Source organism: Streptomyces sp. YIM S03343 (genome assembly GCF_054729195.1).
In genome coordinates this window covers 6868652-6891290 of record NZ_JBPUKX010000001.1, presented here as the reverse complement: position 1 = coordinate 6891290, position 22639 = coordinate 6868652, and the positions used below count along the sequence as shown (strand labels likewise).

Genomic DNA, 22639 nt, shown 5'->3' with positions numbered 1-22639 from the left:
TAACCCGGAGAAGCCGCAATGAGCCCGACGACCCTGGTCGGTGTCAGTGCGGTCGCGTACGGTGAAGCACACCCGGACTTCTCTTTCCCGGACCCGTTCCTCTCACGAACCCGGACCTGTTCCTCGCGCGAACTCGTCCCTTCGACGAAGAACTCGTCCCTTCGACGAACAGGAGACCCAAGGTGGCGGTGCTCCCCGGAGCCGAGCCGTTCCGTCATGAGGGCGGGGAGGTCGGTGTCCTCCTCTGCCACGGATTCACCGGCTGCCCCCAGTCCCTGCGCCCATGGGCCGGTCATCTCGCCGAGCACGGGCTGACCGTCTCGCTGCCGCTGCTGCCCGGGCACGGCACACGCTGGGAGGACATGGCCCTCACCGGCTGGCCGGACTGGTACGCGGAGGTGGACCGCGAGCTGCGGGCCCTCGGCGAGCAGTGCTCCCGGGTGTTCGTGGCGGGGCTGTCCATGGGCGGCGCGCTGGCGCTGCGGCTGGCGGCGAAGCACGGGGACGCGGTCTCGGGCGTGGTCGTGGTCAACCCGGCGAACAAGGTGCACGGCCTGGCCGCACACGGCCTTCCGGTGGTACGGCATCTGGTGCGCTCCACGAAGGGCATCGCGAGCGACATCGCCCTCCCGGGCGCGGAGGAGCTGGGGTACGACCGGGTGCCGTTGGACGCGGCGCACTCGCTGCGCGGGTTCCTGCGGATGGTCGACGGTGAGCTGCCGCAGGTCACCCAGCCGCTCCTGCTGCTGCACAGCACGCAGGACCATGTGGTGCCGCCGGTCGACACGGCACGCATCCTGGGCCGGGTCTCCTCCATGGACGTGACGGAGATTCTGCTGGAACAGAGCTACCACGTCGCGACGTTGGACTATGACGCGGACCGGATCGTCGCGGAGAGCCTCGCGTTCATCGGCCGGCTCGCACCCAGTGCCGGCAAGGAAGGGACGGCCACCGTTGGCTGAGCACGACTCCGACCGCGAGGACCGCGAGCCGGACGAGCGGGGCACCCCGTTCGACGAGGAGGCCGCCTGGGCGGCGATCGTCGCCGGGTACGGCGAGGAGCCGCCGGACCCGCCGGGCAGCACGCCGTTCAAGCCGATCGAGGACCTTGCCCTGCCGGACACGGTGCTGAACCCCGGTCCCCGGCGGGAGCCTGCGGCGGGGCGGGGGCCGGAGGCGGCGGAGGCTCCGGAGACTCCGGGGGCGGGCGAGTCGGCTGAGGCTGCCGGGGCTGCGGAGTCGGCCGGGGGCGCCGGGACCGCCGGGACTGCGGAGTCGGAGCCGAGGGAGCCGAGTGCTCCCTCGGAACCCACCCCGCCGCCGCTGGGCAGCTCGATCTCCTTCGCGCCCGGTGTCGGTCCGCGCGACTACACCGTGCCGGAGCCGTCCGACGACGACCTCGACGAGGACGACGAGGGGCACTTCGTGCCGCCCGAGCCGCCGCCGGTGCCTACGGGCGACACCACCGCGCGGTTCGCCTGGCTGGGGGTGGTCGGCGGGCCGGTGCTGCTTCTGCTGGCGATTCTGCTGGGCTGGGAGATGACCTGGTGGCTGACGACGCTCGGGGTCGGCGGGTTTCTGGGCGGGTTCGTGACGCTGGTCGCCCGTATGAATCCGGACGACGAGGACGATGATCCTGGGCGGGGGGCGGTGGTCTGAGTCCGGCCCTTGCGGGCCGGGTGTTCTCCCACCCGCGCACCGCCCGTTTCCAGTCGGCTGGAAGGCGGGCGTTTCCTGTGGGGGTGGAGCGCCGTCGGCGGCTCTCCGCCGGTGGGTCTGCATCGGCGGGTTTCCGTCGGTGGGTCTGCATCGGCGGGTTTCCGCCAGCGATTCTGTCGGCGACTCTCCGTCGTGGGTGGGGGCGGTCGTGCGGGCCCCCGGCGTCCGTCGGCGGCTTTCCGTCGTGGGTGGGGGCGGTCCTGCGGGCCCCTGCAGGGGGATCAGGTGGCGGGGATTTTGAGGGCTGCCAGGACCGGGAGGTGGTCTGTGGCTCTTTTCAGGTCGGCGTCCTTGATGCCGGGGTGGTGGAAGGGAACTCCGCAGCCCAGGACCTCGATGTCCTTTGTCGCGAAGATCGCGTCGATGCGCTGGAAGGGGGCCGCCGAGGAGAAGGTGTGGTCGTCGGGGCCCCAGGGGGCCGTGGTCCGGCAGTCCTGGAGATACTCCGCCAGCCGCGTGAAGGTGGGGCCGGTAGGGCGTTCGTTGAGGTCACCGCCGGCCACCGCGTGGTCCACGCCCATCGCGGCGAGCCGGTCGAGCAGCATGCCGCCCTGCTCGTAGCGCTCGTCCTTCTCCAGGCTCAGATGGCAGCTGACCACCCCGAGCCGGGCCGCCCCGAAGCGGACCACGGCGGTGGCGAAGCCGCGCCGGTGCTGCCCCGGGGTGAGCGGCAGCAGCACGTCCTCCGTGCGCTCCACGGTGGCCCTGAGCGAGCACAGCAGGGCAGGTCCCGCCGCCGTGGCACCGCCGGTGAGGATCACCTGGCCGCTCTCGGCCGCGAGCCGGGCGAGCCTCTTGCGCCAGCGGAAGAACCGGGGCGCCTCCTGGATCAGCACCAGGTCGGGCGCGCACACCCCGATCACCCGGGTGAGCGCGGCGGTGTCGTCACGCATCGAGCGGATGTTGTAGCTGAGGACGCGGATGACGGCCGAACCGTCTCGCTCGGTGCGCGAGTTGGGAAGGTGCAGGGGGGTGGTCGTCGGCATGCTCGTCAAGATACGCGCCAGGACGGCCGCAGCCCGGGTACGGCAGCGCCCGCCGTACCCCGTTGGGGGGTCCGGCGGGCGTCGGGCGTGCCTGTGCGGCGGATCACATGACCGGGTCGGGCTCCCGGGCCAGGTCGGCGGCGCCCACCAGACCCGCGTCGTTGCCGAGCTTGGCGGCGAGGACCTGGGCGACCGGGCGCCAGTTGCCGCCCACCAGCCAGCGCTTGAAGGAGTTGCGGATCGGGTCGAGGACCAGCTCGCCCTCGTCCGACAGACCGCCGCCGACGATGAACGCGGACGGGTCGAACAGGGAGGCCAGGTCGGCCAGCCCGGCGCCGACCCAGCGGGCCAGCTCACGGTACGAGTCGACGGCCACATGGTCGCCCTGCCGGGCGGCGATGGAGATGTGCTTGCCCTCGATGCCGTCGGGCGTGCCGTCGCCCAGTGCCAGCAGCACCTCGGCGGCCTCCGGGGTGGCGTTGGCGCGCTGCTTGGCGTATCTCACCAGGGCGCGGCCGGAGGCGTACTGCTCCCAGCAGCCCTGCGAACCGCAGCCGCACAGCAGACCGTCCGGGACCATCCGGATGTGGCCGAACTCGGCGGCCACGCCGAAGTGCCCGCGGCGCAGTTTGTTGCCGATGATGATGCCGCCGCCCAGGCCGGTGCCCAGGGTGATGCAGATGACATTGCGGTGGCCCTTGCCGGCACCGAACTTGTACTCGCCCCAGGCCGCGGCGTTGGCGTCGTTCTCGACGACCACCGGGAGGCCCACGCGGGCCTCGACCTTCTCCTTGAGCGGCTCGGACCGCCAGTCGATGTTGGGCGCGAAGTACACCGTGGAGCGCTGCCGGTTGACGTATCCGGCCGCACCGATGCCCACGCCGACGATGTCATGCCCGGCTCGCGCACCCTCCACCGCCGAGGCGATGGCGTCCACGATGGCCTCGGGCGTGGTGGGGGTCGGCACCTTGAAGGTCGAGAGGATGTTGCCGTCCTCGTCGACCACGCCGGCCGCGATCTTCGTGCCGCCGATGTCGACGCCGATGGTGAGTCCCATGAATCCCTCAGTTCCGGTCGAGCCCCGCTATGGGCAACCGTACCCGAGTGGGCTCTAGTCCAAGTCGATACGCTCGCCCGGGGTGGTACCCTCTCCCCCTTCATTCCGGTCTGTCCACCGGTCCTCCAGGGAGTCCCCGCCGCGCGCCGAGCGATCCGCCCAGCGTTTCTCCTGTGCCTGGACGGCGGAGCGGTACGCGGCGAGCAGTTCGCCGCCCGCGGCGGCCAGATGATCGAAGACGTCCGGATTGCGCTCCATCACCGGTTCCACGGCCGCCTTGGCCTGCTCCACCACCTGCCGCACAACCTGCTGGGCGGCGGGTCCCGCGACCGCCCCGAGCAGCGGTGACTGCAAGCCGGACAGCCTCTCGGCGACGGCGTCGACCAGCTTGCGCAGTTCCTCCGCCGCCGAGCCGGGCGGCGGACCGTACCGGGCCCGGCGGCGGGCCTTCTCGGCCGCGAGATCCTCGGCACAGGCCGTGGCCCAGGCGTCGCCGTCGGTCGCCTTCGGTTCCGCGACCGGCGGTTCCGCGACGGGCGGTTCCGCGATCGGCGGTGCCTCGTCATCGACCGAGGGTTTCGAGGTGGTGTGCACCGGCTCCGGGGTCGTCCTCGCCGTCTCCGGCTCCGACTCGGGCGTGGCGTCGTCGGGCGTGGGACGCTCTTCGCTCATGACGGACTCCTGACTACGCTTCGTCTCTACGACGTTACCCGACCCGCAGCGCCTCGTTCACCGGCTCCGGGGCCACAGTTCGGGGTCCGGCGCGAACCGGATCCGCAGCTCGCCCTCGCGCAGCGCGGCACCGGCGACGGTGCACCGGCGCAGGGCCGACGGCAGGGGCACGATCCTCCGGAACTGACCGACGGTGACGACGAGTTCGTCGCCGCGCCGGATCAGGTCGAGTTCGTCGCGTATCGCGCCGGGCAGCGGGATGTGCCATACGAGCACACCGTCGGCGGCGATGCGGTCGGTGACCGGCCAGTCGAGCGGGGCGGGTGCGGGGCCGCCCGTTCCGGTGCCGGGGCCGGTGAGCGCGGCGAGGTCGTCGGTGCCGCGGGGGTCGCGGCCGAGGTGCGGGACCTCGGTCACCGGGTACGACTCCCGCCAGTCGGCCAGCGTCTTGCGCTGCTGGGCGAGCGGTGCGGCCAGCCATGCGTCCGCCGCGGCCTCGGGCAGCACCCGGCTGGCGACCACCGTCTCGACCGGGAGACCCCGCAGGGCGAACCCGAGGGCGGCGGCGCGGACGGCTTCGTCACCGGCCGGACCCGGTTCTGCGACCAGCCGTACGGCGGTGCCCCGGTCGGCCAGCACCGCCTCGACGGCGGCGAGTTCGGTGTCCCAGCGGGACGCGGTGTCGTACAGCCACTCCGCGGGCATCGGGACACCGGCGAGCCGGCCGAGTACGGGGCGCAGGGCGCGGGCCGCCTGCCGCTCGGGCGGCAGCACCCGGCGCAGATAGCGGCGCAGCTCCTCGGGCAGCGCGAGCAGGGCGAGGGCCTGCGGGGCGGGCGGGAGATCCACGACGAGGAGATCGTGGTGCTCCGACAGCGCGGCGTCGCGCAGGGCACGCAGGAAACTCAGCTCCTCCGCACCGGGCAGCGGGGTGACCTCCTCCGCGTCGATACGGGCGGCGCCGAGCAGGTCCAGCACGGTGGTGGCACGGTCCTGGAAGGCGGCGAGGTCGTCGCGGAAGCCCTGGGCGGCGTCGGGGCGCCAGGCGGTGAGGCCCGGCACGACCGGGACCGGTGCGGCGCCCGTGCTCACGCCGAGCGCCGCGCCGAGGGTGTCGGTGCGGTCGGCGCCGAGGAGGAGGGTCCGGGTGCCGGCGGCTGCCGCCGTGAGGGCGGTGGCTGCGGCGACCGTGGTGCGGCCTGCGCCGCCGGGGCCGGTGAGGAGGATCGTGCGCATGGTGTTACACGCTAGCGTGCATGTGCTCGGGGGCTGCGCCCCCGAACCCCCCTGTCGGCCCTTCGGGCCTCGTCCTCAATCGCCGGACGGGCTGAATAATGCTCGGCCCAGGCCGGAATGGAACCCTCTCCACCGTGAGCGTCAGACCCCGTCGGACTCCACGCGCTTCTTCAGGCCCGCCAGTGCGCGGTCGGTGATGACCTTCTCCGCCTTGCGCTTGATCATGCCCAGCATGGGGATCTTGACGTCCACCGTGAGCTGGTAGGTGACCTCCGTCGCGCCCTCGGCGGTGGGCTTGAGGTGGTAGGAGCCGTCGAGGGAGCGGAGCATCTGGGACTTGACCAGGGTCCAGGAGACCGTGTCGGCGCCGGTCCAGGTGTACTCCAGGACCTGGTCGTCCTTGATGGCGCCGGCGTCCATGACGAGACGGACATGGGCGGCACGGCCCTGGTCGTCGGTCTTGAGGACCTCGGCCACCTTCACCTCGCCTGTCCAGTCCGGGTAGCGGGCGAAGTCGGCGATCACCCCCATCACATCGGCCGGGGCCGCATCGATCGTGATGCTCGAGCTGGTGTGTTCCGCCATCGCCGTGGCTCCTCCGGATGCGGGCCGGTAGACCGGTAGAGAGGTCATCGCCGTGCGCGGGGGTGCGCACGTGTGTGCAGCGTGAAGGCTACCGCGCACGCGACCAGCCGGGATCACCCACAGGTGCCGCGCCGACCCAGGTGTCGTGGGCGGGGTTCCGTCTCCGCCCAGCCGCGGTTCACCATTCCAGGGCGAACGGCCGTCCGGTGGAGGCGAAGTGGCCCACGTTCACGCATTCGGTGGCGCCGATCCGCATCCGGCGCACCAGCGGCTGATGGACATGGCCGAAGAGGGCGTAGCGGGGTCTCGTGCGGCGGATGGCGTCCAGCAGGGCGCGGCTGCCGCGTTCGAAGCGGCGCGCGACGGTGTCGTAGACGAGTTCCGGGACCTCCGGCGGGATGTGGGAGCACAGGACGTCCACGGCGCCGACGGCCTCGATCTTGGCGGCGAACTCCTCGTCGCTGATCTCGAACGGGGTGTGCATCGGGGTGCGCAGGCCGCCGCCGACGAAGCCGAAGGTCAAGCCCCCGATCCTGGTGGTTTCGCCATCGAGGACGGTGGTGCCGGGAGCGGCGTACTCGGGCCAGAGGCGCGGTATGTCGACATTGCCGTAGGTGGCGTACGTCGGTGCGGGAAAGGCCGGGAACAGCTCGGCGTACTGCTTGCGCACCGCTTTCTCGATCACGGAGGCCCGGTCGGTGCCTATCCCGGCCCACAGCCGGGCACCGAACTCACGGGCCTCGGCGAAGCGGCGGGCGGTCGCAGTTCGACGAGCCGGTCGGCGTTCGCCTCGCCGAACAGGTCGGGGAAGATGCCGCGGGAGTGGTCGGCGTAGTCCAGGAAGTTGACCAGGTCACCCAGGCAGACCAGGGCGTCCGCGCCCTCGCCGGCGCGGGCCAGGTCGCGGACGTTGCCGTGCACATCGCTGACCACGTGGATCCGGGTCCTGCGGTGACCGGACGGGGTGGGTGCCATGACGATCAAGGGTACGGGTGCGCGGCGCGGGTGAACAGTGGCGGCCGGACCTGCGGTTACTGGCAAGTCAGGAAGAGGGTCGACTACCGTACCGAAAAGAACAGCAAACCGTGTGACGCAGCAGACATCTCGTCGGGACCCCCTGTCGAGAGAGCCAAACCGACGGGTAACGTCCGAGCAGTCCAGTCGTGCTCAGGAATTCACCCAGTGGCCCGTCGGCCGCTGACAGCCCGAGCACCTGCCCGAGCCTTGGACCGCACCGTCGCATCACACAACGTCGTGGCGCCGGCGCCCTATGAGGAGCAGCAGTCTTGCGCGAGTTCAGCCTTCCGGCTTTGTACGAGGTCCCTGCGGACGGGAATCTGACCGACATCGTCCGCAGAAACGCCGCGCAACACCCTGACGTCGCCGTGATCGCCCGCAAAACGGACGGGGTCTGGCAGGACGTCACCTCGACGGAATTCCAGGCCGAGGTGCGGGCCGCCGCGAAGGGGCTGATCGCCGCCGGGATCGAGCCGGGCGACCGGGTCGCGCTGATGTCGCGCACACGCTACGAGTGGACACTGCTGGACTTCGCGATCTGGACCGCGGGCGCGGTCACCGTACCGGTGTACGAGACCAGTTCGCCGGAGCAGGTGCAGTGGATCCTGTCCGACTCGGGCGCGAGCGCCTGTGTCGTGGAGCTGGACGGTCATGCGGCCGCCGTGGAGTCGGTGCGCGACCGGCTGCCCGCCCTCAAGCACGTCTGGCAGATCGAGGCCGGCGCGGTGGAGGAGCTGGGGCGGCTGGGGCAGGACGTCACGGACCGCACGGTCGAGGAGCGCAGTTCGCTGGCGAAGGCCGACGACCCGGCGACCATCGTCTACACCTCCGGTACGACGGGACGGCCCAAGGGCTGTGTGCTCACCCACCGCAGCTTTTTCGCCGAATGCGGGAACGTCGTCGAGCGGCTGCGCCCCCTGTTCCGCACCGGTGAGTGCTCCGTGCTGCTGTTCCTGCCGCTGGCGCATGTCTTCGGACGGCTGGTGCAGATCGCGCCGATGATGGCGCCGATCAAGCTGGGCTGTGTCCCGGACATCAAGAACCTCACCGACGAACTGTCCGCCTTCCGGCCGACGCTGATCCTGGGCGTGCCGCGGGTCTTCGAGAAGGTCTACAACTCGGCACGCGCCAAGGCGCAGGCGGACGGCAAGGGCAAGATCTTCGACAAGGCCGCCGACACCGCCATCACTTACAGCAAGGCGCTGGACACCCCGTCAGGGCCGTCACTCGGCCTGAAGCTCAAGCACAAGCTGTTCGACAAGCTCGTCTACGCCAAGCTGCGCGCGGTGCTGGGCGGGCGCGGCGAGTACGCCATCTCGGGCGGCGCCCCGCTGGGCGAGCGGCTCGGCCACTTCTTCCGCGGCATCGGCTTCCGGGTCCTGGAGGGCTACGGCCTCACCGAGTCCTGCGCGGCCTCGGCGTTCAACCCCTGGGACCGGCAGAAGATCGGCACAGTCGGGCAGCCGCTGCCGGGTTCGGTGATCCGGATCGCGGACGACGGGGAGGTGCTGCTGCACGGCGAGCACCTGTTCACGGGCTACTGGAACAACGAGGGCGCCACCGCGGAGGCGCTCGCCGACGGCTGGTTCCACACCGGTGACATCGGCACCCTCGACGAGGAGGGGTATCTGCGGATCACCGGCCGCAAGAAGGAGATCATCGTCACCGCGGGCGGCAAGAACGTGGCCCCGGCGGTGATCGAGGACCGTATCCGGGCGCATGCGCTGGTCGCGGAGTGCATGGTGGTGGGCGACGGGCGGCCGTTCGTCGGCGCGCTGATCACCCTGGACCCGGAGTTCCTGGTCCGCTGGGCCGCCGAACAGGGCAAACCGGAGGGCTCCGGCGTCGAGTCGCTGCGCGAGGACCCGGAACTGCTCGCGGCGATCCAGAAGGCGGTCGACGACGGCAACGCGGCGGTTTCCAAGGCGGAGTCGGTGCGGAAGTTCCGAGTGCTCTCCTCGCAGTTCACGGAGGCTTCGGGACATTTGACTCCGTCGTTGAAGCTGAAGCGGAGTGTTGTGGCGAAGGATTTCTCTGACGAGATCGAGGCGATTTACCGGCGGTAGCTTGCCGGATTTCGGCTGCGGGCCGGTGGGGGTTGTTCGCGCCCACGCGGCGGAGCCGCAAATCGGCACAGCCCCGCGCCCCTTTGGGACGCCTCAGTGAGCGATGTCTTCAGCCAGGGCTCTCTCCAGGGTGCGTTCTGCCAGGGCTGTGATGGTGACGAAGGGGTTTACGCCGATTGAGCCTGGGACGAGGGAGCCGTCGGTGATGTAGAGCCTGGGGTAGCCCCTTGCTCTGCCGTAGTCGTCTGTCGCCTTGCCGAGGACGCAGCCGCCGAGGGGGTGGTAGGTGAAGTCATCGGCGAAGACCTTGCTGGTGGAGCCGAACAGGTCGTAGCGGTAGATGGTGGCGTTCGCGGCGTTGATCCGGTCGAACAGTTTCTTCGCCATGGCGACGGAGACGGCGCTCTGGGCGGTGGTCCAGCCGAGTTTCACCTTGCCGGACGCGGAGTCGTAGGTGAACGACGCCCGCTGGGGGTTCTTGGTGATCGCCAGATACAGGCTGACCCAGTGCTCGAACCCCATGGGCAGCGGGGCGATCTCCGCGAAGACGGGGTTGTCGGTGTTGGCCCAGTCGTCGATGCCCAGCACCGGCATGGTCGCCTGGTTGGCGCCGACGGTGTCCCAGATGTGGTTGGCGCGGCCGAACATGGTGTTGCCGTTGGTGCCCCAGCCCGCCCCGACACTCGCGGCGAGCGCGGGGAGCGCGCCGGTGTCCCGGGCGCGGACCAGGAGTTCGGTGGTGCCGAGGCTGCCGCCGCCGAGGAAGAGATAGGTGCAGCCGTACTGCTTGGTCTCGACGACCGCGCCGGTCTGGTCGATCCGGTCGGCGGTCACCACCCAGCTCCCGTCGCTCGCACGGCTGATGGCGGTGACCTTCTCCAGGGTGTGGATGGTGACGTTGCCGGTGCCGAGGGCGGAGGCGAGGTACGTCTTGTCCAGGCTGCGTTTGCCGTGGTTGTTGCCGTAGATCACCTCGGCGGCGAGGGCCGACTTGGTGGCCGTGCCCGCGGCCTCGCGCTGCATGTAGCCGAAGTCGTAGACGTTGGGCACGAAGGTGGTCTTCAGGCCGGTGTTGGCGGCGGCCTTCCGTGAGGTGCGGGCGAACTGGTACCACTCGGTCGACTCGAACCAGGCCGGGTCGACGGTGTTCACGCCGAGCATGGCGCGGGCGCGCGGGAAGTACGTGGCGTACATCTCGGCGGCGTCGACCGTGGGGAACTGCTCGGCGAAGTACGACTGGAGCGGGGTGACGGCCATGCCGCCGTTGACCAGGGAGCCGCCGCCGACACCGCGGCCGACGTAGACGGACATGTTGTCGTAGTGCACGCGGTCCAGGACACCGGGGTAGGAGCTGATGTCCTTGTTGACGAGGTCCAGCCAGAGGAAGGTGGCCAGCGGGGCCTCGGTGCGGGTGCGGAACCACATGGAACGGCGGTCGGGGGCGGTGGTCGAGCAGAAGACCTTGCCGTCCGAGGCGGGGGTGTTCCAGAGCTGGCCCATCTCCAGGACGAGGGTCCGGACACCGGCCTGTCCCAGGCGCAGGGCGGAGACGGCTCCGCCGTAGCCCGATCCGATGACGATGGCCGGCGCGGTGTCGACGGCGGTGGGTTCTGCGCCCTGGGCTGCCTGGAGGGTGATTCTGGTGATGCCGAGGGTGGCCGCGGCCTGCATGGCAGCGATGCCCAGCAGGCGGCGCCTTGTCAGCTGACGCTGTGTCAGGTTTGGGGTCATGCGGGCAGCATGGGCGGATTTTCGGGTTCCGGCTAGGGGTGTGGGGGGACGGGTTGCGGGCGCGGGTGCGTTGTGGTTCTTCGCGCCCGCGCGGCGGAGCCGCATATCGGTACAGCCCCGCGCCCCTAGGGCGTGTTTCGAAAGTCCCGCCTGCCCTGCGACGCCTGGCACGCACGCTCGCTGTGTTGTCGGGATCGCCCACGTACGCCCAGTACGAGGGCGACCCTCCGCCTTGCGATCGCACGCACCAGACGCCGCAGGGCCCGCCCTTCGGGCGGCCGGCGCTACTTTCGAAACACGCCCTAGGGGGTTGCAGCTTGCCTCGGCCCAGCCGCGGGCAGTCGTGCCGCTGCGGGGGTCCCCCCTGCTCGAAGAGCTTGGGGGAGGCACGGGTGGGCGCGGGCGGCAACCCGTCAGCGCCGGGCTGCGCGACCTCGTTCCCACCACGTGCGGATGCGTTGTGGCCGGGCGCGCCCTGGGCTGGGCAGCGTCCGGGAGGTGGGAAGGGGGCCGGGGCTACAGCAGCGTCTTCAGGTGTTCTGCCAGGAGGTCCCAGCGCCAGCGTTCCTCCACCCACGCGCGGCCCCGTTCGCCCATGTTCCGGCGGAGTTCGGGGTCGGCGAGGAGGGTGGTGATGCGGTCTGCCGTGTCCTCGACAGAGACCCCGCGGACCACCCAGCCCGTCTCGCCGTCCAGCACCGCGTCCGGCGCGCCGCCCGAGTCGCCGGCGACGACCGGGAGACCCGTCGCCGATGCCTCCAGGTAGACGATGCCCAACCCCTCGACGTCCAGCCCGCCCCGGCGGGTACGGCACGGCATGGCGAAGACGTCACCGGCGCCGTAGTGCGCGGGCAGCTCGGACCAGGGCACGGCGCCCGTGAAGCGTACGGAGGCGGCGACACCGGTCTCGACGGCCAGGACACGCAGGTCCTTCTCGTAGGGCCCGCCCCCGACGATCAAGAGCACCGCGTCCGGCTCGGCGGCCAGGACGGCCGGCATGGCGCGGATCAGGGTGTCCTGGCCCTTGCGGGGGACCAGGCGTGAGACGCAGACCACGACCGGGCGGTCGGTCAGACCCAGCCGGGCCCGTACCTCGTCGCCGCCCGAGCCCGGATGGAACACCTTCTCGTCCACCCCCGGCGGCAGCTGCACCATCCGCGCGGCGGCCGCCGGTGTCAGCGCGGCGGCGATCCGTGAGCGGGTGTACTCGCCGAGGTAGGTGATGGTGTCCGTGGACTCCCCGATCCGGCGCAGCAGCCCGCGCGCGGCGGGCAGTTGGGCCCAGCCCGCCTCGTGGCCGTGGGTCGTGGCGACCAGCCGCTCGGCGCCCGCCCTGCGCAGCGCCGGTGCCATCAGCCCGAGCGGTGCCGCCGCCCCGAACCACACGGACGTACACCCGTGTTCGCGCAGCAGCCCGACGGCCCGCCGGGTCACCGCGGGCGTCGGCAGCAGCATCGTCGTACGGTCGCGTACGACGGTGAAGGGCTGCTCGGCGTCGAAGGCGGCCGTGGCCTCGGCGCCCTCGCGCCCGCGCTTCCAGGTGGAGGCGTAGACGACCAGCCGGTCGGGGTCCAGCCGCAGCGCCATGTTGTGCAGGAACGCCTGGATGCCGCCGGGGCGGGGCGGGAAGTCGTTCGTCACGATCAGGGTCTTGTGCATCGCATCGCCGACCCTACCGAACGACGGACCTCACAGTGCTCCCCGCCGTGCCTCATGGGCGGTACACAGCCGGCCGCGCCATCATCATGACCGGCATCATGGGCTGAGGAGCGACGGACCGACGGACGAGGCGGGGACGGACAGGGTGGATGGCAGTCGTGCCACCGGGCGGCTGAGTCCGGTGTGGCCGCTCGCGGTCTGGGGGGCGACCCGGCTGGTCCTGCTGCTGTTCGTCTTCAAGGTGTTCGTCTTTCCCGGGCCGGACGTCACCAGCGATGTGTCGGTGATCTACCAGAGCTGGTACGACGTGCTGCGCCACGGCAGTTTCCCGTCGGGCGACGTCACCTGGCAGTATCCGCCCGCCGCCGCGCTCGCGATCCTCTCCCCCGGCCTGCTGCCGTTCCTGGACTACGCCGGCGCCTTCTTCGTACTGGCCTGCCTCGCCGATCTCGTCGTCCTGGTCCTTCTGCTGCGCACCGGTCGGCGTCCCGGCCGTACGCCGCGCGGCGCCTGGGTGTGGGTGGCGGGCGTCCCGCTGCTCGGGCCGACCGTGTACGCGCGCTACGACGTGATGGTCACCGCCGTGGCGGTGGCCGCAGTGCTCGCGGGAGCCCGGCATCCGAGGGTGATGGGGGCGCTGGCGGGCTTCGGTGCGCTGCTCAAGGTGTGGCCGGCGCTGCTGCTGGTGGGCGCGGTAAGGCGCCGGGCGTGGACGGCGGCCTCGGTGACGGTGGCCGGTCTTTCGCTGCTGTCCACCCTGGCCGCGCCCGGCGCCTTCGCGTTCGTGACCGCGCAGCGCGACCGGGGCACCGAGGTGGAGTCGCTGGGCGCGCTGTACTTCCATGTGGCCCGGCACTTCGGCTGGCAGGGGCAGGTGCTGCTGCACTACGGCTCGATCGAGTTCCTCGGCCCGTACGTCGACGTGGTCAGCACGATCGCGCTCACCCTCACCGGGGCGGTGTTCGGCTGGCTGCTGCTGTGGCGGCTGCTGGCGACGCGGTTCCTGCCGCACACCCTGGCGGAGGCGGCCTTCACGGCGGTGCTGCTGTTCACGGTGACCAGCCGGGTGATCAGCCCGCAGTATCTGGTGTGGCTGGTCGGCACCGGCGCGGTGTGTCTGTGTTTCCGCGCCGGTCGGATGGGGTGGCCGGTCGGGCTGGTGCTGGCGGCGTCGTTCGTGACGGTGCTGGAGTTCCCGCTCGGCTTTGTGCACGTCGTGATGAGTGATCCGCTCGGTGTCACCCTGCTCCTCGTGCGCAACGGCCTGCTCGTGGCGGCAGCCGTCGTGGCGGCCGTGCGGCTGTGGCGTTCGACGGTCGTCGAACCCGTATCCGCGGCCACGGCAGAGGAGGAAGGGGAAGAGGAAGAAAAGGAAGAAGACGAGAACGAGGACGAGGACACGGGCTCGCGGCTCAGCCCAGTTGAGTCCGGAGATAGTCCCGCCACTGCGCGGTGAAGTCCGTGAGGCTGGTGCCGAGGACCGTCTTCATCGCTTCCTCGACCGCTCCTGGGCGCTGTGCGTGGGCGCCCACCGCTCGGTAGAACCGGCCGAGTCCGTCGGGTCCCCAGCGGTCGGCGATCATGCGGCAGGCCAGCCAGCCGCTCTCGTAGGCGCGGGCCAGTTCGGTGGCGTCGCCGGTGAAGCCGAAGGCGCTGTCGGCGGGCAGTGCGGAGGGGACGTGGCCGTCCTGGACCGCGCGCCACAGTTCGGGGGCCGCCTGGGCGGGGGTGCGGCCGGTATGGAGGTAGCCGATCCAGTCGGCGTAGCCCTCGGAGAGCCACAGCGGGGTCGCGGGGGTGGTGTGGGCGCGGGTGGCGACATGGGTGGTCTCGTGGGTGAGGACGACCTGTTTGCCGAGCGTGCCGAGGACGGCGTACGCGTCCGGGTTGACGACGATCCGGTCGGCCGGGGTCTGTCCCGAGCCGCCCGCCTTTCCGGTGGTGACCGCGGCGATCCCCCGGTAGGAGGAGGCAGGTGAGCCGAGCAGGGCCGCCATGTCCTCCAGGGAGGAGGGGACCAGGACGACGACCTGGCGGGACCAGTCCGTGCCCCAGGCACCGGTGACGGCGGGGACGGCGTGGTCCGCGAGTCCGGCGAAGGTGCGCAGCAGGGCCGGGGACTTGCCCACCCCGAGGACCAGGCTGTGGCTGCCGTGGATGGCGGTGACCCTGCCCTGGTCCCAGAGCTGCTGCGCGCTCTTCTTCGCCGGGCGGTCGGTGTCGACGTACCACCGGCCGTCGGCGGTGCGGCTGAGGGTGAGGGTGCGGTCGGTGGTGACGGGGGCCTTGTCGTAGCCGCGTACGCGGTAGCTCAGTTCCGCGTCGGCGGTGGCGGTGGCGCCGGTGCGGTGCAGTGCGGTGAGGCGGTACGACCAGGAGGTGAGCGGTACCGCGCCGAGGTCGGTGAAGCCGGTGCGGGTGCCGGTGCGGCCGTAGGCGGCGGCGTCGTGATGGAGGACGGCCGCCGAGCGGCGGTCGAGCAGCCGCTGCACCTCGGCGCGGGCGCGGTCGACGACGGTGCCGCCGCCGCACGACACCAGGGACACCAGCAGAGCCGCGAGCAGCAGGCACAGCCCCGCGGCCGAGGAGCGCGACGTACGCGTACGACCAGCCATCCTTCCGATCGTACGGTGAGCGGCGACCCTCGTATCCCACTCCGGCCCTCGTATCCCGCTCCGTCCCCCGTGCCCCGGTCAGACCCGGGTGACGGAGGAGATCGGCATCATGCCGACCGGGTCGTAGCGCACCGGGGCGCCGGGGTGCGGAGCGTGGATGACCTGGCCGTGGCCGACGTACATCGCGACATGGCTGGCGTCGGAACGGTAGACGACCAGGTCGCCGGGCCGGGCCTGGGAGAGCGGGACGTGGTGGCCGGCGAAGCGCTGCTCCTGGGAGGTGCGCGGCAGCTGGATGCCCGCCTGCGCGTACGACCACTGCATCAGGCCGGAGCAGTCGAAGCCGCCGGGGCCGCTGGCGCCCCAGATGTAGGGGCGGCCGAGGGCGGAGCGGGCGGCGGCCACGGCGGCTGCGGCGCGCGGGCCCGACGGGACCACGGGGCCGCCGAGGCCGGGCAGGTCGGTGCGGCCGGAGCGGGAGGCCCGATCGTAGGCGGAGCGTTCGTCGGGCGACAGGGTGCCGAGCAGCTTCCGGGCCCGGGCGAGCTTGTGCTCGACGGTCCGCTTGTGGCGGGCCACGGTGGTGCGGGCCTTCTCCAGATCGGCGAGTTTCCCGGTCGTCTCGGCGCGTTCCTGGTCGAGCTCGCGCAGCGCCGCCCGGAAGTCCCGCAGCCGCCCGGCCTGGCGGTCGTTGATCCGGTCGAGCTCGGCGGCCTTGTCGAGGTAGTCGTCCGGGTCGGAGGACAGAAACAGCTGGAGCGCGGGGTCGATGCCGCCCGAGCGGTACTGCGCGCCCGCGAGTGAACCGAGTTCGTCGCGCAGGGTGTTGACGCGCTGCTGCTGCCGGGCGATGCGGTCCTGGGCGTCGTTCACCTCCCGGCGGAGCCGGCCGGCGCGCTCCCCGGCCCGGTCGTACGCCTCGGTGGCCCGTTCGGCCTCGTGGTAGAGGCGGTCCACCTCGGACCGGGTGTCGTCGTGCGGCGCGGCCCCGGCGGGCGTGGCCGGCAGAGCGCCGGTCGCGGCCGCGGCGGCCGACAGCACGCAGAGGGCGACGCTCGCGCCCCGGTCGAACCCCGGAGACGATGCAAGGCGGCGATGGGACCCCACGGGAAGCCGCACTCCTTCCGCTGGCGGACATGGACCGTCCTCCCGCGCCGGGCTGCGGCGCAGTTGCCGCGGCGGTGCGGGAAAACGCGCCAGACAGTAGCCCCGCGGGCCCGTGACGGCCAACGACCCACTCGTGCACACAGCGTGACGCCCCGCCTCTGACGCAGGTCAGCGGCGGGGCGTGGGCTCAGACGGACTTGTCGTGATTCGCTCGTTCGGGCGGAAAGACGGCAGGTCCTCGGAGCGCTGTGCGGTGTGTTGCGCGGTGTGCTGTGCGACGCGTCGCGCGGTGTGCTGTGCGAAGTGTCGCGCGGATCAGATCCGGACGCCGAACTGGAACGGCATGTTCCCGATCGCCTCGTAGCGCACCACGGCTCCGGTGTGCGGGGCGTGCAGCACCTGGCCGTTGCCGGCGTAGAGGCCGACGTGGTGCTGGTCGCCGTAGAAGATGACCAGGTCGCCGACCTTGAGGTCGCTGACGCTGTAGATGCGCGTACCGGCGCTGGCCTGGGCCTCGGAGGTGCGCGGGATGGAGACGCCGGCCTGGGCGTAGGCCCAGGAGGTCAGACCCGAGCAGTCGAAGGAGGACGGGCCGGAGGCGCCGTAGACGTAGGGGGAGCCGATCACGCTCTGGGCGGCGGCGAAGGCCGCGGCGGCCCGGTTGGAGGCGGCGGTGGAGTTGCCCAGGTCGACCCGGGCGGTGGAGGAGCGGGTGGCGCGCGCCTCCTTGGCGGCCAGGTCGGCCTTCTCCTTGGCCGTCAGGGTGTTGAGGACCTTCTGCGCGTCCGCGAGCTTGCTCTGGACTTCCTTCTTCTTCTTCGCCAGCTCGGTGCGGGTGGCGGCGAGGTCCTTGAGCTTGTCGCTCGCCTCGGAGCGCTCCTGGGCCAGTTCGCGCTGTTTGTCCTGAATCTTCTTCAGGGACTCGACCTGCTGGCTGCTCAACTGGTCGAGCGTGGACGCCTTGTCGAGGTAGTTGTCCGGGTCGGACGACAGGAAGAGCTGGAGCGAGGGGTCGATACCGCCGGTGCGGTACTGGCCGGCCGCCATCGAACCGAGGCCGTCGCGGAGCTTGTTGAGCTCCTCCTGGCCGCGGGCGACGTTGTCCTGGATGGTGGAGATCTCCTTCTGGAGCTTCTCCTGCTTCTCCTTGGCCCCGTTGTACTTCTCGGTGGCCTGCTCGGCCTGCTCGTACAGCGCGTCGACCTTGGCCTTGACCTCGTTCTTGCTGAGCTTCTCGGCGGGTGCCGCGTTCGCGGCCTGCGAGCTCAGAACGACGGCAGCGGCTGCTGCGGTGGTCAGCACGGTCACCCGTGCTCGGCTCGACTGCTTCGGTCGACGGTGGGACGCCACGGAGACGCGCTCCTTCTTCTGAGTGATCACCCGCGTGAAGGTTCGAGCCACGACCCTAGTGACCCAACCGTGATCAGTTCAAATCCTCAGGAGCAAAATCGCGTCACACCGTGCATTCTTTGCCCACAACTCACGTGCAGTGATATCCGCTTGACACTACGTTGCGTGACACTTCCGCCAATTCGGGCATTAGGTCTCTACATTGACCTTTACGACAGTCGCTTCAGAAGTACCGCAGACGCGACGGGACGGGCCCCCGCCTTGGCGACCCCGTCGGCCACCTCGCGGTCGGTCGAGGCGACGATCACCGGGCGGCCCGGCGGTTCGGCGCGCACCAGTTGGCGGATCAGCTCGTCGGCGGTCACCCCGGGCTTGGAGAACAGCACCCGCACCCCGCGCGGCGGGGCGAGCAGCACCGGCGCGGCCAGTTCGGCGCCGTCGAAGACACAGGTGACCTCCGCGCCGGTCTGCGCGGCAAGCGCCGACAGCTGGCCCAGCAGCCGGAGCCGCTGCTTCTCCAGCGGCATCTGGGGATAGCCGGTTTTGGTGACGTTGTAGCCGTCGACCACCAGATGCGCCTGCGGCAGCGCGAGCAGCTGGTCAAGGATGGCCGGGTCGTGCTCGGAGAGCGCGCGGGCCGCGATGTCCTTCGGGGTCATTCGTCCCGGTTCGACCGCATCGACCGTCTCGGCCGGGCGCACCGACACCGGCGGCAGGGCGAGTTCGCGTCGGAGACCCTGCGCGGCGTCCAGCACGGTGTCCAGCAGCAGCCGTACCCGCATGTCCTCGACGCTGCGCCCCTCCCGGGCCGCGCGCCGGGTCGCCTCCAGGGCCGCCTCGGCCTCCCCCAGCCGCGCCTTGAGCCGCCGGCTCTCGCTCTCCGCAGCGGACAACTGCGCCTGCACCTCCGCCCGTACGGCCTCGGTCTCGCCCGCCGCCTTGCGCAGCGCGGCCTCGCCGCGCTTGACGTCACTGAGCGCCGCGCGCAGCTTGCGGTGCAGCGCGTCGCCCTCCTTCTTGGCAGCGTCCAGCTCGGCGCGCAGCCGCTCCGTCTCCGACCGGGTCTGCTCCCGGGCCCGCTCCAGTTCCTCGCGCAGCCGCTCCAGTTCGGCCCGGCTCTCCTCATCGGCCCGCTCGGCGTCGGCCCGCTGGGCCTCCTCACCGGCCGCGGTCACCAGCTTCACCCAGTCGGCCGGACGCAGCACATAGGCCGCCGCGGCCACATCGAGCGGATCGGCGGCCGGAGGCGGCGCGCCGGAGTCCAGGGCGCCGCACAGCTCCGGCTGGGCCTCCCTGAGCTTCTCGCCGATGCGCTGGCGGAACAGCGGGTCGGTCTCCAGCGCCGCCGCCATCGCGTTGCCCGCGAACTTCGCCCGGCGGTTCGGGGCGAACCGGGCGTACTGCCGCAGCTGCGCGGGCAGCTCGGCCACCGTCAGCCCGCCGAAGCCGTCCGAGACGATCTGCACCACCCTGTGGCGCACTCCGTCGGGCAGCGGACGGTCGAGCGCCTCCGCGGCGCCGTCGTCCGGCTCCGCACTCGGTGTCTCCACCATCCGTCACCACCCATGACTCTGACGTACCCCCTGCGAGGGGCCGTCCGCGGGGGCCGCTCCTGTCAGGAGCCGGCGCCCGGCCTGTCCACCAGTTCCACCTGATCCACGGCGTTGCACCAACGGCACCGCACCGACTCGATGGTCTCACTGACCACCTCGCGCTCCTCGACCTTGGGCTCACCGGCCAGGTCGAGGTGCACGTACTCGACCACCTTGGAGGATCGAGTCACGTCGAAACGGGTGAGATTGCCGCACAGTGTGCAGCGCCACCGCGTCGTGGCGGTCGGCAGGGGAACCGTCATCAGGGCTGTTCGCCTTCCTTCTCCAGGTCCGGGGACCGTCTCGGTGTCCAGTGACCAGTGTCTGTTTACGGCCGGTTGCCCAGCGCGTGTGGCTCGTAACCCTACGGCCTGGCAGGTACCCGCCGCCCATCCGTCCATGGCGGCGAGGCGGCCCGTGTCACTGCGTCCCGTTACGTCATGCTCTGTGTCCATGATCGGCAACTGGAGCAACCCGGCCGGCAGGGCGCTCAGGGCGCTGCACCGCACCCCGGCACCGATGACGCACGGGCTGATCGCCGTGTGCGTCCTGGTCTTCCTGACCGGCCCGGCCTCCGGCCTGAACCCGGCCTACGGCTCCGGAACGGCGCTGCTCACCGCCCGGCGCACCTATTTCCGGCGCTGGGGCGTGATCCCGGCGGACCTCTTCGCCAGCACGGCCCGCGAGGCCCTCACCCCGGTCACCGCGCTCTTCGTGCACGGCAGCTGGGTGCATCTGCTGGGCAACATGCTCTTCCTCTACGTCTTCGGCGCGATGACCGAGGCACGGATGGGCCGGGTGCGGTTCGCGCTGTTCTACGTCGGCTGCGGCTGCCTCGCCATACTGGGCTACGCCGCCGCGAACTCCGCCTCCGGGCAGTCCCTGGTCGGCGCGTCCGGGGCGATCTCGGCGGTGCTCGGCGCGTTCCTGTACCTGTTTCCCGGGGCACGGGTGACCAGTGTCTTCCCCTTTCTCCTCTTCCTTCCGCTGCGGCTGCCCGCCTGGGTCGTGCTGCCCTTCTGGGCGGCTCTCCAGTGGCTGGCGGCCCAGCGTGCGCCCCAGGGGCCCGGCGTCGCCTACCTCGCCCATCTGGTGGGCTTCTCGCTGGGCTTCTGCTACGCCTGGGTGCGGTTCGGGCGTACGACTAGAGTGAAGGCCGCGTCAGCTCCAGCTCCAGCTCCAGCTCCAGCTCCAGCTCCAGCTCCCGAGGGAGAGAACCAGCCGTGATCACCGCGATCGTCCTCATCAAGACCAGCGTGGACCGGATTCCCGAGATCGCGGAATCGATCGCCGCGTTGGACTCCGTCAGTGAGGTGTTCTCCGTGACGGGGACATATGACTTGATCGCGATGGTTCGGGTGCGGGAGCACGAGGAGCTGGCGTCGGTCATCCCGGGGCGGATCAGCAAGATTCCCGGGGTGGAGGCGACGGATACCCACGTGGCGTTCCGGACGTACTCCCAGCATGACCTGGAGGCTGCGTTCTCCATCGGGCTGGACAACTGAGGGGCCTCAGGAGGCGGGGGCGCGGGTGCGGTCGCGAGTGCGGGTGCGCTGTGGCTTGTCGCGCAGTTCCCCGCGCCCCTAAGGAGTCAGCCTCACCCTTGGTTTGACGTGACCGTCTCTCCCTTTACGGGGACGCAGCGGCCGTCCTTTGTTTCGTAGGTCCACTTGGCGCCGGTCGTCACCAGTTCCTTCACTGCCGTGAGGAAGCGGGTGACGTGTTCGTCGGGGGTGCCTGCGCCGAAGCTGATGCGGATGGCGTTCAGGGGGCTTTCCGTGGCGCCGCATTCGTCGGCGGGGTCGGGGGCCGTGCCCAGGAGGGTGCGGAGCAGGGGGTGGGCGCAGAAGAGGCCGTCGCGGACGCCGATGCCGTACTCCGCGGAGAGGGCCGCCGCGAAGTGGGAGCTGTTCCAGCCGTCGACCACGAAGGACACCACACCGACCCGCGGGGCGTCGTCGCCGAACAGGGACAGCACCGTGACCTGGGGAATCTCGGCGAGGCCCGCGCGGACCCGGGTGACCAGCCGCTGCTCCCGGGCGACCAGCGAGCCGAAGCCCGCCTCGGTGAGCGCCGTACAGGCGGAGGCGATGGAGTAGGCGCCGATGACGTTCGGTGAACCGGCCTCGTGTCGGGCGGCGCTGTCGTGCCATTCCACGACGACCTTGCCGTCGGCACCACGGGTGACCCGGCGGCTGGCGCCGCCCCCGGCGAGGTAGGGGTCGGCGGCCTTCAGCCAGTCGGCGCGGCCCGCCAGCACCCCGGAGCCGAACGGGGCGTAGAGCTTGTGGCCGGAGAAGGCGACCCAGTCGACGTCGAGATCACGCACCGACACGGGGTGGTGCGGGGCGAGCTGGGCGGCGTCCAGGACGATCCGGGCGCCGTGCGCATGGGCGGCGGCGGCCAGCTCGCGCACCGGCCACAGCTCACCGGTGACGTTCGAGGCGCCGGTGACACAGACCAGGGCCGGGCCGTGGGGATCGCGGCCGGCGAGGGCGCGCTGAAGGTTCTCGACGGCCTCGCCGGGGCTGCGCGGGGCGTCGAGGACGGTGAGGCGGGCGTTCTGCCAGGGCAGCAGGGCGGCGTGGTGCTCGGTCTCGAAGACGTAGACCTGGCAGTCCGCGGGGAGCGCGGCGGCGAGCAGGTTGAGGGAGTCGGTGGTGGACCGGGTGAAGATCAGCTGGTCGTCGGGGCGGCAGTCGAGGAACCCGGTGACGGTGCGGCGGGCGTTCTCGAACAGCTCGGTGGAGAGCTGGGAGAGGTGTCCGGCGCCGCGGTGGACACTGCCGTAGTACGGCGCGTAGGCGGCCACGTCGTCCCAGACCCGCTGGAGGGCGGGGGCGCTGGCCGCGTAGTCGAGGGCGGCGTAGGTGACGGAGCCGCCGGTGACGAGCGGCACGGTGACGTCGCGCCCCAGCACGGGGAGCGGGGTACAGGGGGGCTGATCGGCGGCGGCGCTGGGGGCGGTGGTGGCGGGGGCGGTGGTGGCGACAGTGGCGGCGGACATGGCTCAACTCCCGTGAGACAGGCGGGCATCACCACGCGAGCGCAGGCGGCCGACGTCGGACGGCGCGCGGGAAACGGCGACCGCGGGACCGGCACGGACGGCTCGGGCGGGGTGATGTCGAAGGGCGAAAGGGCGAAAGGGCGATACGGGACGCGGAGACCGGGCTCCGCTGTCCGTGTGCCTGTCGTCGGATCTCCCGCCGCCCGCCGAGAGGTCGGGCTGTACGGGTGTCCCCAATCC

Annotated in this window: 19 protein-coding genes and 1 pseudogene; 6 read left to right on the top strand and 14 right to left on the bottom strand. The window is 71.4% G+C overall.

What is annotated here, in order from left to right; all coding sequences use genetic code 11:
• Positions 1-182: 182 nt before the first annotated feature.
• Both ACSYGN_RS30440 and ACSYGN_RS30435 read left to right on the top strand, forming a co-directional pair.
• On the top strand, positions 183-962 hold the full coding sequence (locus ACSYGN_RS30440; protein WP_460401230.1) for an alpha/beta hydrolase: 780 nt from the start codon (positions 183-185) through the stop codon (positions 960-962).
• Complete coding sequence (locus ACSYGN_RS30435; protein ID WP_460401228.1) at positions 955-1659, top strand: hypothetical protein; 705 nt, start codon at positions 955-957, stop codon at positions 1657-1659. Before ACSYGN_RS30440 ends, ACSYGN_RS30435 begins: the two co-directional genes overlap by 8 nt.
• Before the next feature lie 281 nt (positions 1660-1940).
• Here the strand turns inward: ACSYGN_RS30435 and ACSYGN_RS30430 are convergent, their stop codons facing one another.
• The 6 genes and pseudogenes from ACSYGN_RS30430 to ACSYGN_RS30405 form a co-directional block, all read right to left on the bottom strand.
• Positions 1941-2705: an endonuclease/exonuclease/phosphatase family protein gene (locus tag ACSYGN_RS30430; RefSeq protein ID WP_460401226.1), complete on the bottom strand. Its 765-nt coding sequence runs from the start codon at positions 2703-2705 to the stop codon at positions 1941-1943.
• 103 nt (positions 2706-2808) lie between these two features.
• Entirely contained in the window at positions 2809-3762 is a 954-nt protein-coding gene (locus ACSYGN_RS30425) for an ROK family glucokinase (protein WP_460401224.1), read from the bottom strand.
• Between the two features lie 54 nt (positions 3763-3816).
• Positions 3817-4434 carry a DUF5304 domain-containing protein gene (locus ACSYGN_RS30420; protein ID WP_460401222.1) on the bottom strand — a complete coding sequence of 206 codons (618 nt, stop codon included), beginning with the start codon at positions 4432-4434 and terminating at the stop codon, positions 3817-3819.
• A gap of 57 nt (positions 4435-4491) precedes the next feature.
• On the bottom strand, positions 4492-5670 hold the full coding sequence (locus tag ACSYGN_RS30415; protein ID WP_460401220.1) for an ArsA family ATPase: 1179 nt from the start codon (positions 5668-5670) through the stop codon (positions 4492-4494).
• A gap of 141 nt (positions 5671-5811) precedes the next feature.
• A complete protein-coding gene (locus ACSYGN_RS30410) occupies positions 5812-6255 on the bottom strand; it encodes an SRPBCC family protein (RefSeq protein ID WP_460401218.1) in 444 nt (147 codons plus the stop codon).
• 178 nt (positions 6256-6433) lie between these two features.
• Positions 6434-7188 (bottom strand): annotated as a pseudogene (locus tag ACSYGN_RS30405) (metallophosphoesterase family protein).
• Positions 7189-7541: 353 nt separating this feature from the next.
• On the opposite strand from ACSYGN_RS30405, the gene ACSYGN_RS30400 reads away from it, so the two are divergent.
• Positions 7542-9338 carry an AMP-dependent synthetase/ligase gene (locus ACSYGN_RS30400; RefSeq protein WP_460401216.1) on the top strand — a complete coding sequence of 599 codons (1797 nt, stop codon included), beginning with the start codon at positions 7542-7544 and terminating at the stop codon, positions 9336-9338.
• A 93-nt stretch (positions 9339-9431) separates the two neighbouring features.
• Here ACSYGN_RS30400 and ACSYGN_RS30395 read toward each other — a convergent pair whose 3' ends face one another.
• Complete coding sequence (locus ACSYGN_RS30395; RefSeq protein WP_460401214.1) at positions 9432-11069, bottom strand: GMC oxidoreductase; 1638 nt, start codon at positions 11067-11069, stop codon at positions 9432-9434.
• Between the two features lie 516 nt (positions 11070-11585).
• Positions 11586-12728, bottom strand: a complete 1143-nt coding sequence (locus tag ACSYGN_RS30390; protein ID WP_460401212.1) for a glycosyltransferase family 4 protein — start codon at positions 12726-12728, stop codon at positions 11586-11588.
• 145 nt (positions 12729-12873) lie between these two features.
• On the opposite strand from ACSYGN_RS30390, the gene ACSYGN_RS30385 reads away from it, so the two are divergent.
• Positions 12874-14184 (top strand): glycosyltransferase 87 family protein, encoded by a 1311-nt coding sequence (locus ACSYGN_RS30385; protein WP_460401210.1) that lies wholly within the window; start codon positions 12874-12876, stop codon positions 14182-14184.
• Here ACSYGN_RS30385 and ACSYGN_RS30380 read toward each other — a convergent pair.
• From ACSYGN_RS30380 to ACSYGN_RS30360, 5 genes are all read right to left on the bottom strand, one after another.
• Positions 14141-15343, bottom strand: a complete 1203-nt coding sequence (locus ACSYGN_RS30380) for a hypothetical protein (RefSeq protein WP_460401208.1) — start codon at positions 15341-15343, stop codon at positions 14141-14143. The genes ACSYGN_RS30385 and ACSYGN_RS30380 overlap by 44 nt on opposite strands.
• Positions 15344-15421: 78 nt before the next feature.
• Positions 15422-16450: a C40 family peptidase gene (locus tag ACSYGN_RS30375; protein ID WP_460401206.1), complete on the bottom strand. Its 1029-nt coding sequence runs from the start codon at positions 16448-16450 to the stop codon at positions 15422-15424.
• 315 nt (positions 16451-16765) lie between these two features.
• The gene (locus ACSYGN_RS30370; protein ID WP_460403833.1) at positions 16766-17800 is read right to left on the bottom strand and encodes a C40 family peptidase; all 1035 of its coding nucleotides are present in this window, start codon (positions 17798-17800) and stop codon (positions 16766-16768) included.
• A gap of 209 nt (positions 17801-18009) precedes the next feature.
• Positions 18010-19353: an NYN domain-containing protein gene (locus ACSYGN_RS30365; protein WP_460401204.1), complete on the bottom strand. Its 1344-nt coding sequence runs from the start codon at positions 19351-19353 to the stop codon at positions 18010-18012.
• A 62-nt stretch (positions 19354-19415) separates the two neighbouring features.
• A complete protein-coding gene (locus ACSYGN_RS30360; protein WP_055541554.1) occupies positions 19416-19655 on the bottom strand; it encodes a hypothetical protein in 240 nt (79 codons plus the stop codon).
• Positions 19656-19845: 190 nt separating this feature from the next.
• On the opposite strand from ACSYGN_RS30360, the gene ACSYGN_RS30355 reads away from it, so the two are divergent.
• Together ACSYGN_RS30355 and ACSYGN_RS30350 are read left to right on the top strand one after the other, a co-directional pair.
• Positions 19846-20619 carry a rhomboid family intramembrane serine protease gene (locus ACSYGN_RS30355; protein ID WP_460401201.1) on the top strand — a complete coding sequence of 258 codons (774 nt, stop codon included), beginning with the start codon at positions 19846-19848 and terminating at the stop codon, positions 20617-20619.
• Positions 20616-20897, top strand: coding sequence for an Lrp/AsnC family transcriptional regulator (locus tag ACSYGN_RS30350; protein WP_460401199.1), 282 nt, complete (start codon positions 20616-20618; stop codon positions 20895-20897). Before ACSYGN_RS30355 ends, ACSYGN_RS30350 begins: the two co-directional genes overlap by 4 nt.
• A 92-nt stretch (positions 20898-20989) precedes the next feature.
• On the opposite strand, the gene ACSYGN_RS30345 is transcribed toward ACSYGN_RS30350, so the two are convergent.
• A complete protein-coding gene (locus tag ACSYGN_RS30345) occupies positions 20990-22399 on the bottom strand; it encodes an aminotransferase class V-fold PLP-dependent enzyme (RefSeq protein ID WP_460401197.1) in 1410 nt (469 codons plus the stop codon).
• Positions 22400-22639: the final 240 nt, after the last annotated feature.

Excerpts from the sequence above, each read along its gene's own strand:
- ACSYGN_RS30410 (WP_460401218.1), bottom strand. The coding sequence starts at position 6,255 with ATGGCGGAACACACCAGCTCGAGCATCACGATCGATGCGGCCCCGGCC.
- ACSYGN_RS30430 (WP_460401226.1), bottom strand. The coding sequence starts at position 2,705 with ATGCCGACGACCACCCCCCTGCACCTTCCCAACTCGCGCACCGAGCGA.
- ACSYGN_RS30420 (WP_460401222.1), bottom strand. The coding sequence starts at position 4,434 with ATGAGCGAAGAGCGTCCCACGCCCGACGACGCCACGCCCGAGTCGGAG.
- ACSYGN_RS30415 (WP_460401220.1), bottom strand. The coding sequence starts at position 5,670 with ATGCGCACGATCCTCCTCACCGGCCCCGGCGGCGCAGGCCGCACCACG.
- ACSYGN_RS30365 (WP_460401204.1), bottom strand. The coding sequence starts at position 19,353 with ATGGTGGAGACACCGAGTGCGGAGCCGGACGACGGCGCCGCGGAGGCG.
- ACSYGN_RS30390 (WP_460401212.1), bottom strand. The coding sequence starts at position 12,728 with ATGCACAAGACCCTGATCGTGACGAACGACTTCCCGCCCCGCCCCGGC.
- ACSYGN_RS30395 (WP_460401214.1), bottom strand. The coding sequence starts at position 11,069 with ATGACCCCAAACCTGACACAGCGTCAGCTGACAAGGCGCCGCCTGCTG.
- ACSYGN_RS30380 (WP_460401208.1), bottom strand. The coding sequence starts at position 15,343 with ATGGCTGGTCGTACGCGTACGTCGCGCTCCTCGGCCGCGGGGCTGTGC.
- ACSYGN_RS30345 (WP_460401197.1), bottom strand. The coding sequence starts at position 22,399 with ATGTCCGCCGCCACTGTCGCCACCACCGCCCCCGCCACCACCGCCCCC.
- ACSYGN_RS30355 (WP_460401201.1), top strand. The coding sequence starts at position 19,846 with ATGATCGGCAACTGGAGCAACCCGGCCGGCAGGGCGCTCAGGGCGCTG.
- ACSYGN_RS30360 (WP_055541554.1), bottom strand. The coding sequence starts at position 19,655 with ATGACGGTTCCCCTGCCGACCGCCACGACGCGGTGGCGCTGCACACTG.
- ACSYGN_RS30425 (WP_460401224.1), bottom strand. The coding sequence starts at position 3,762 with ATGGGACTCACCATCGGCGTCGACATCGGCGGCACGAAGATCGCGGCC.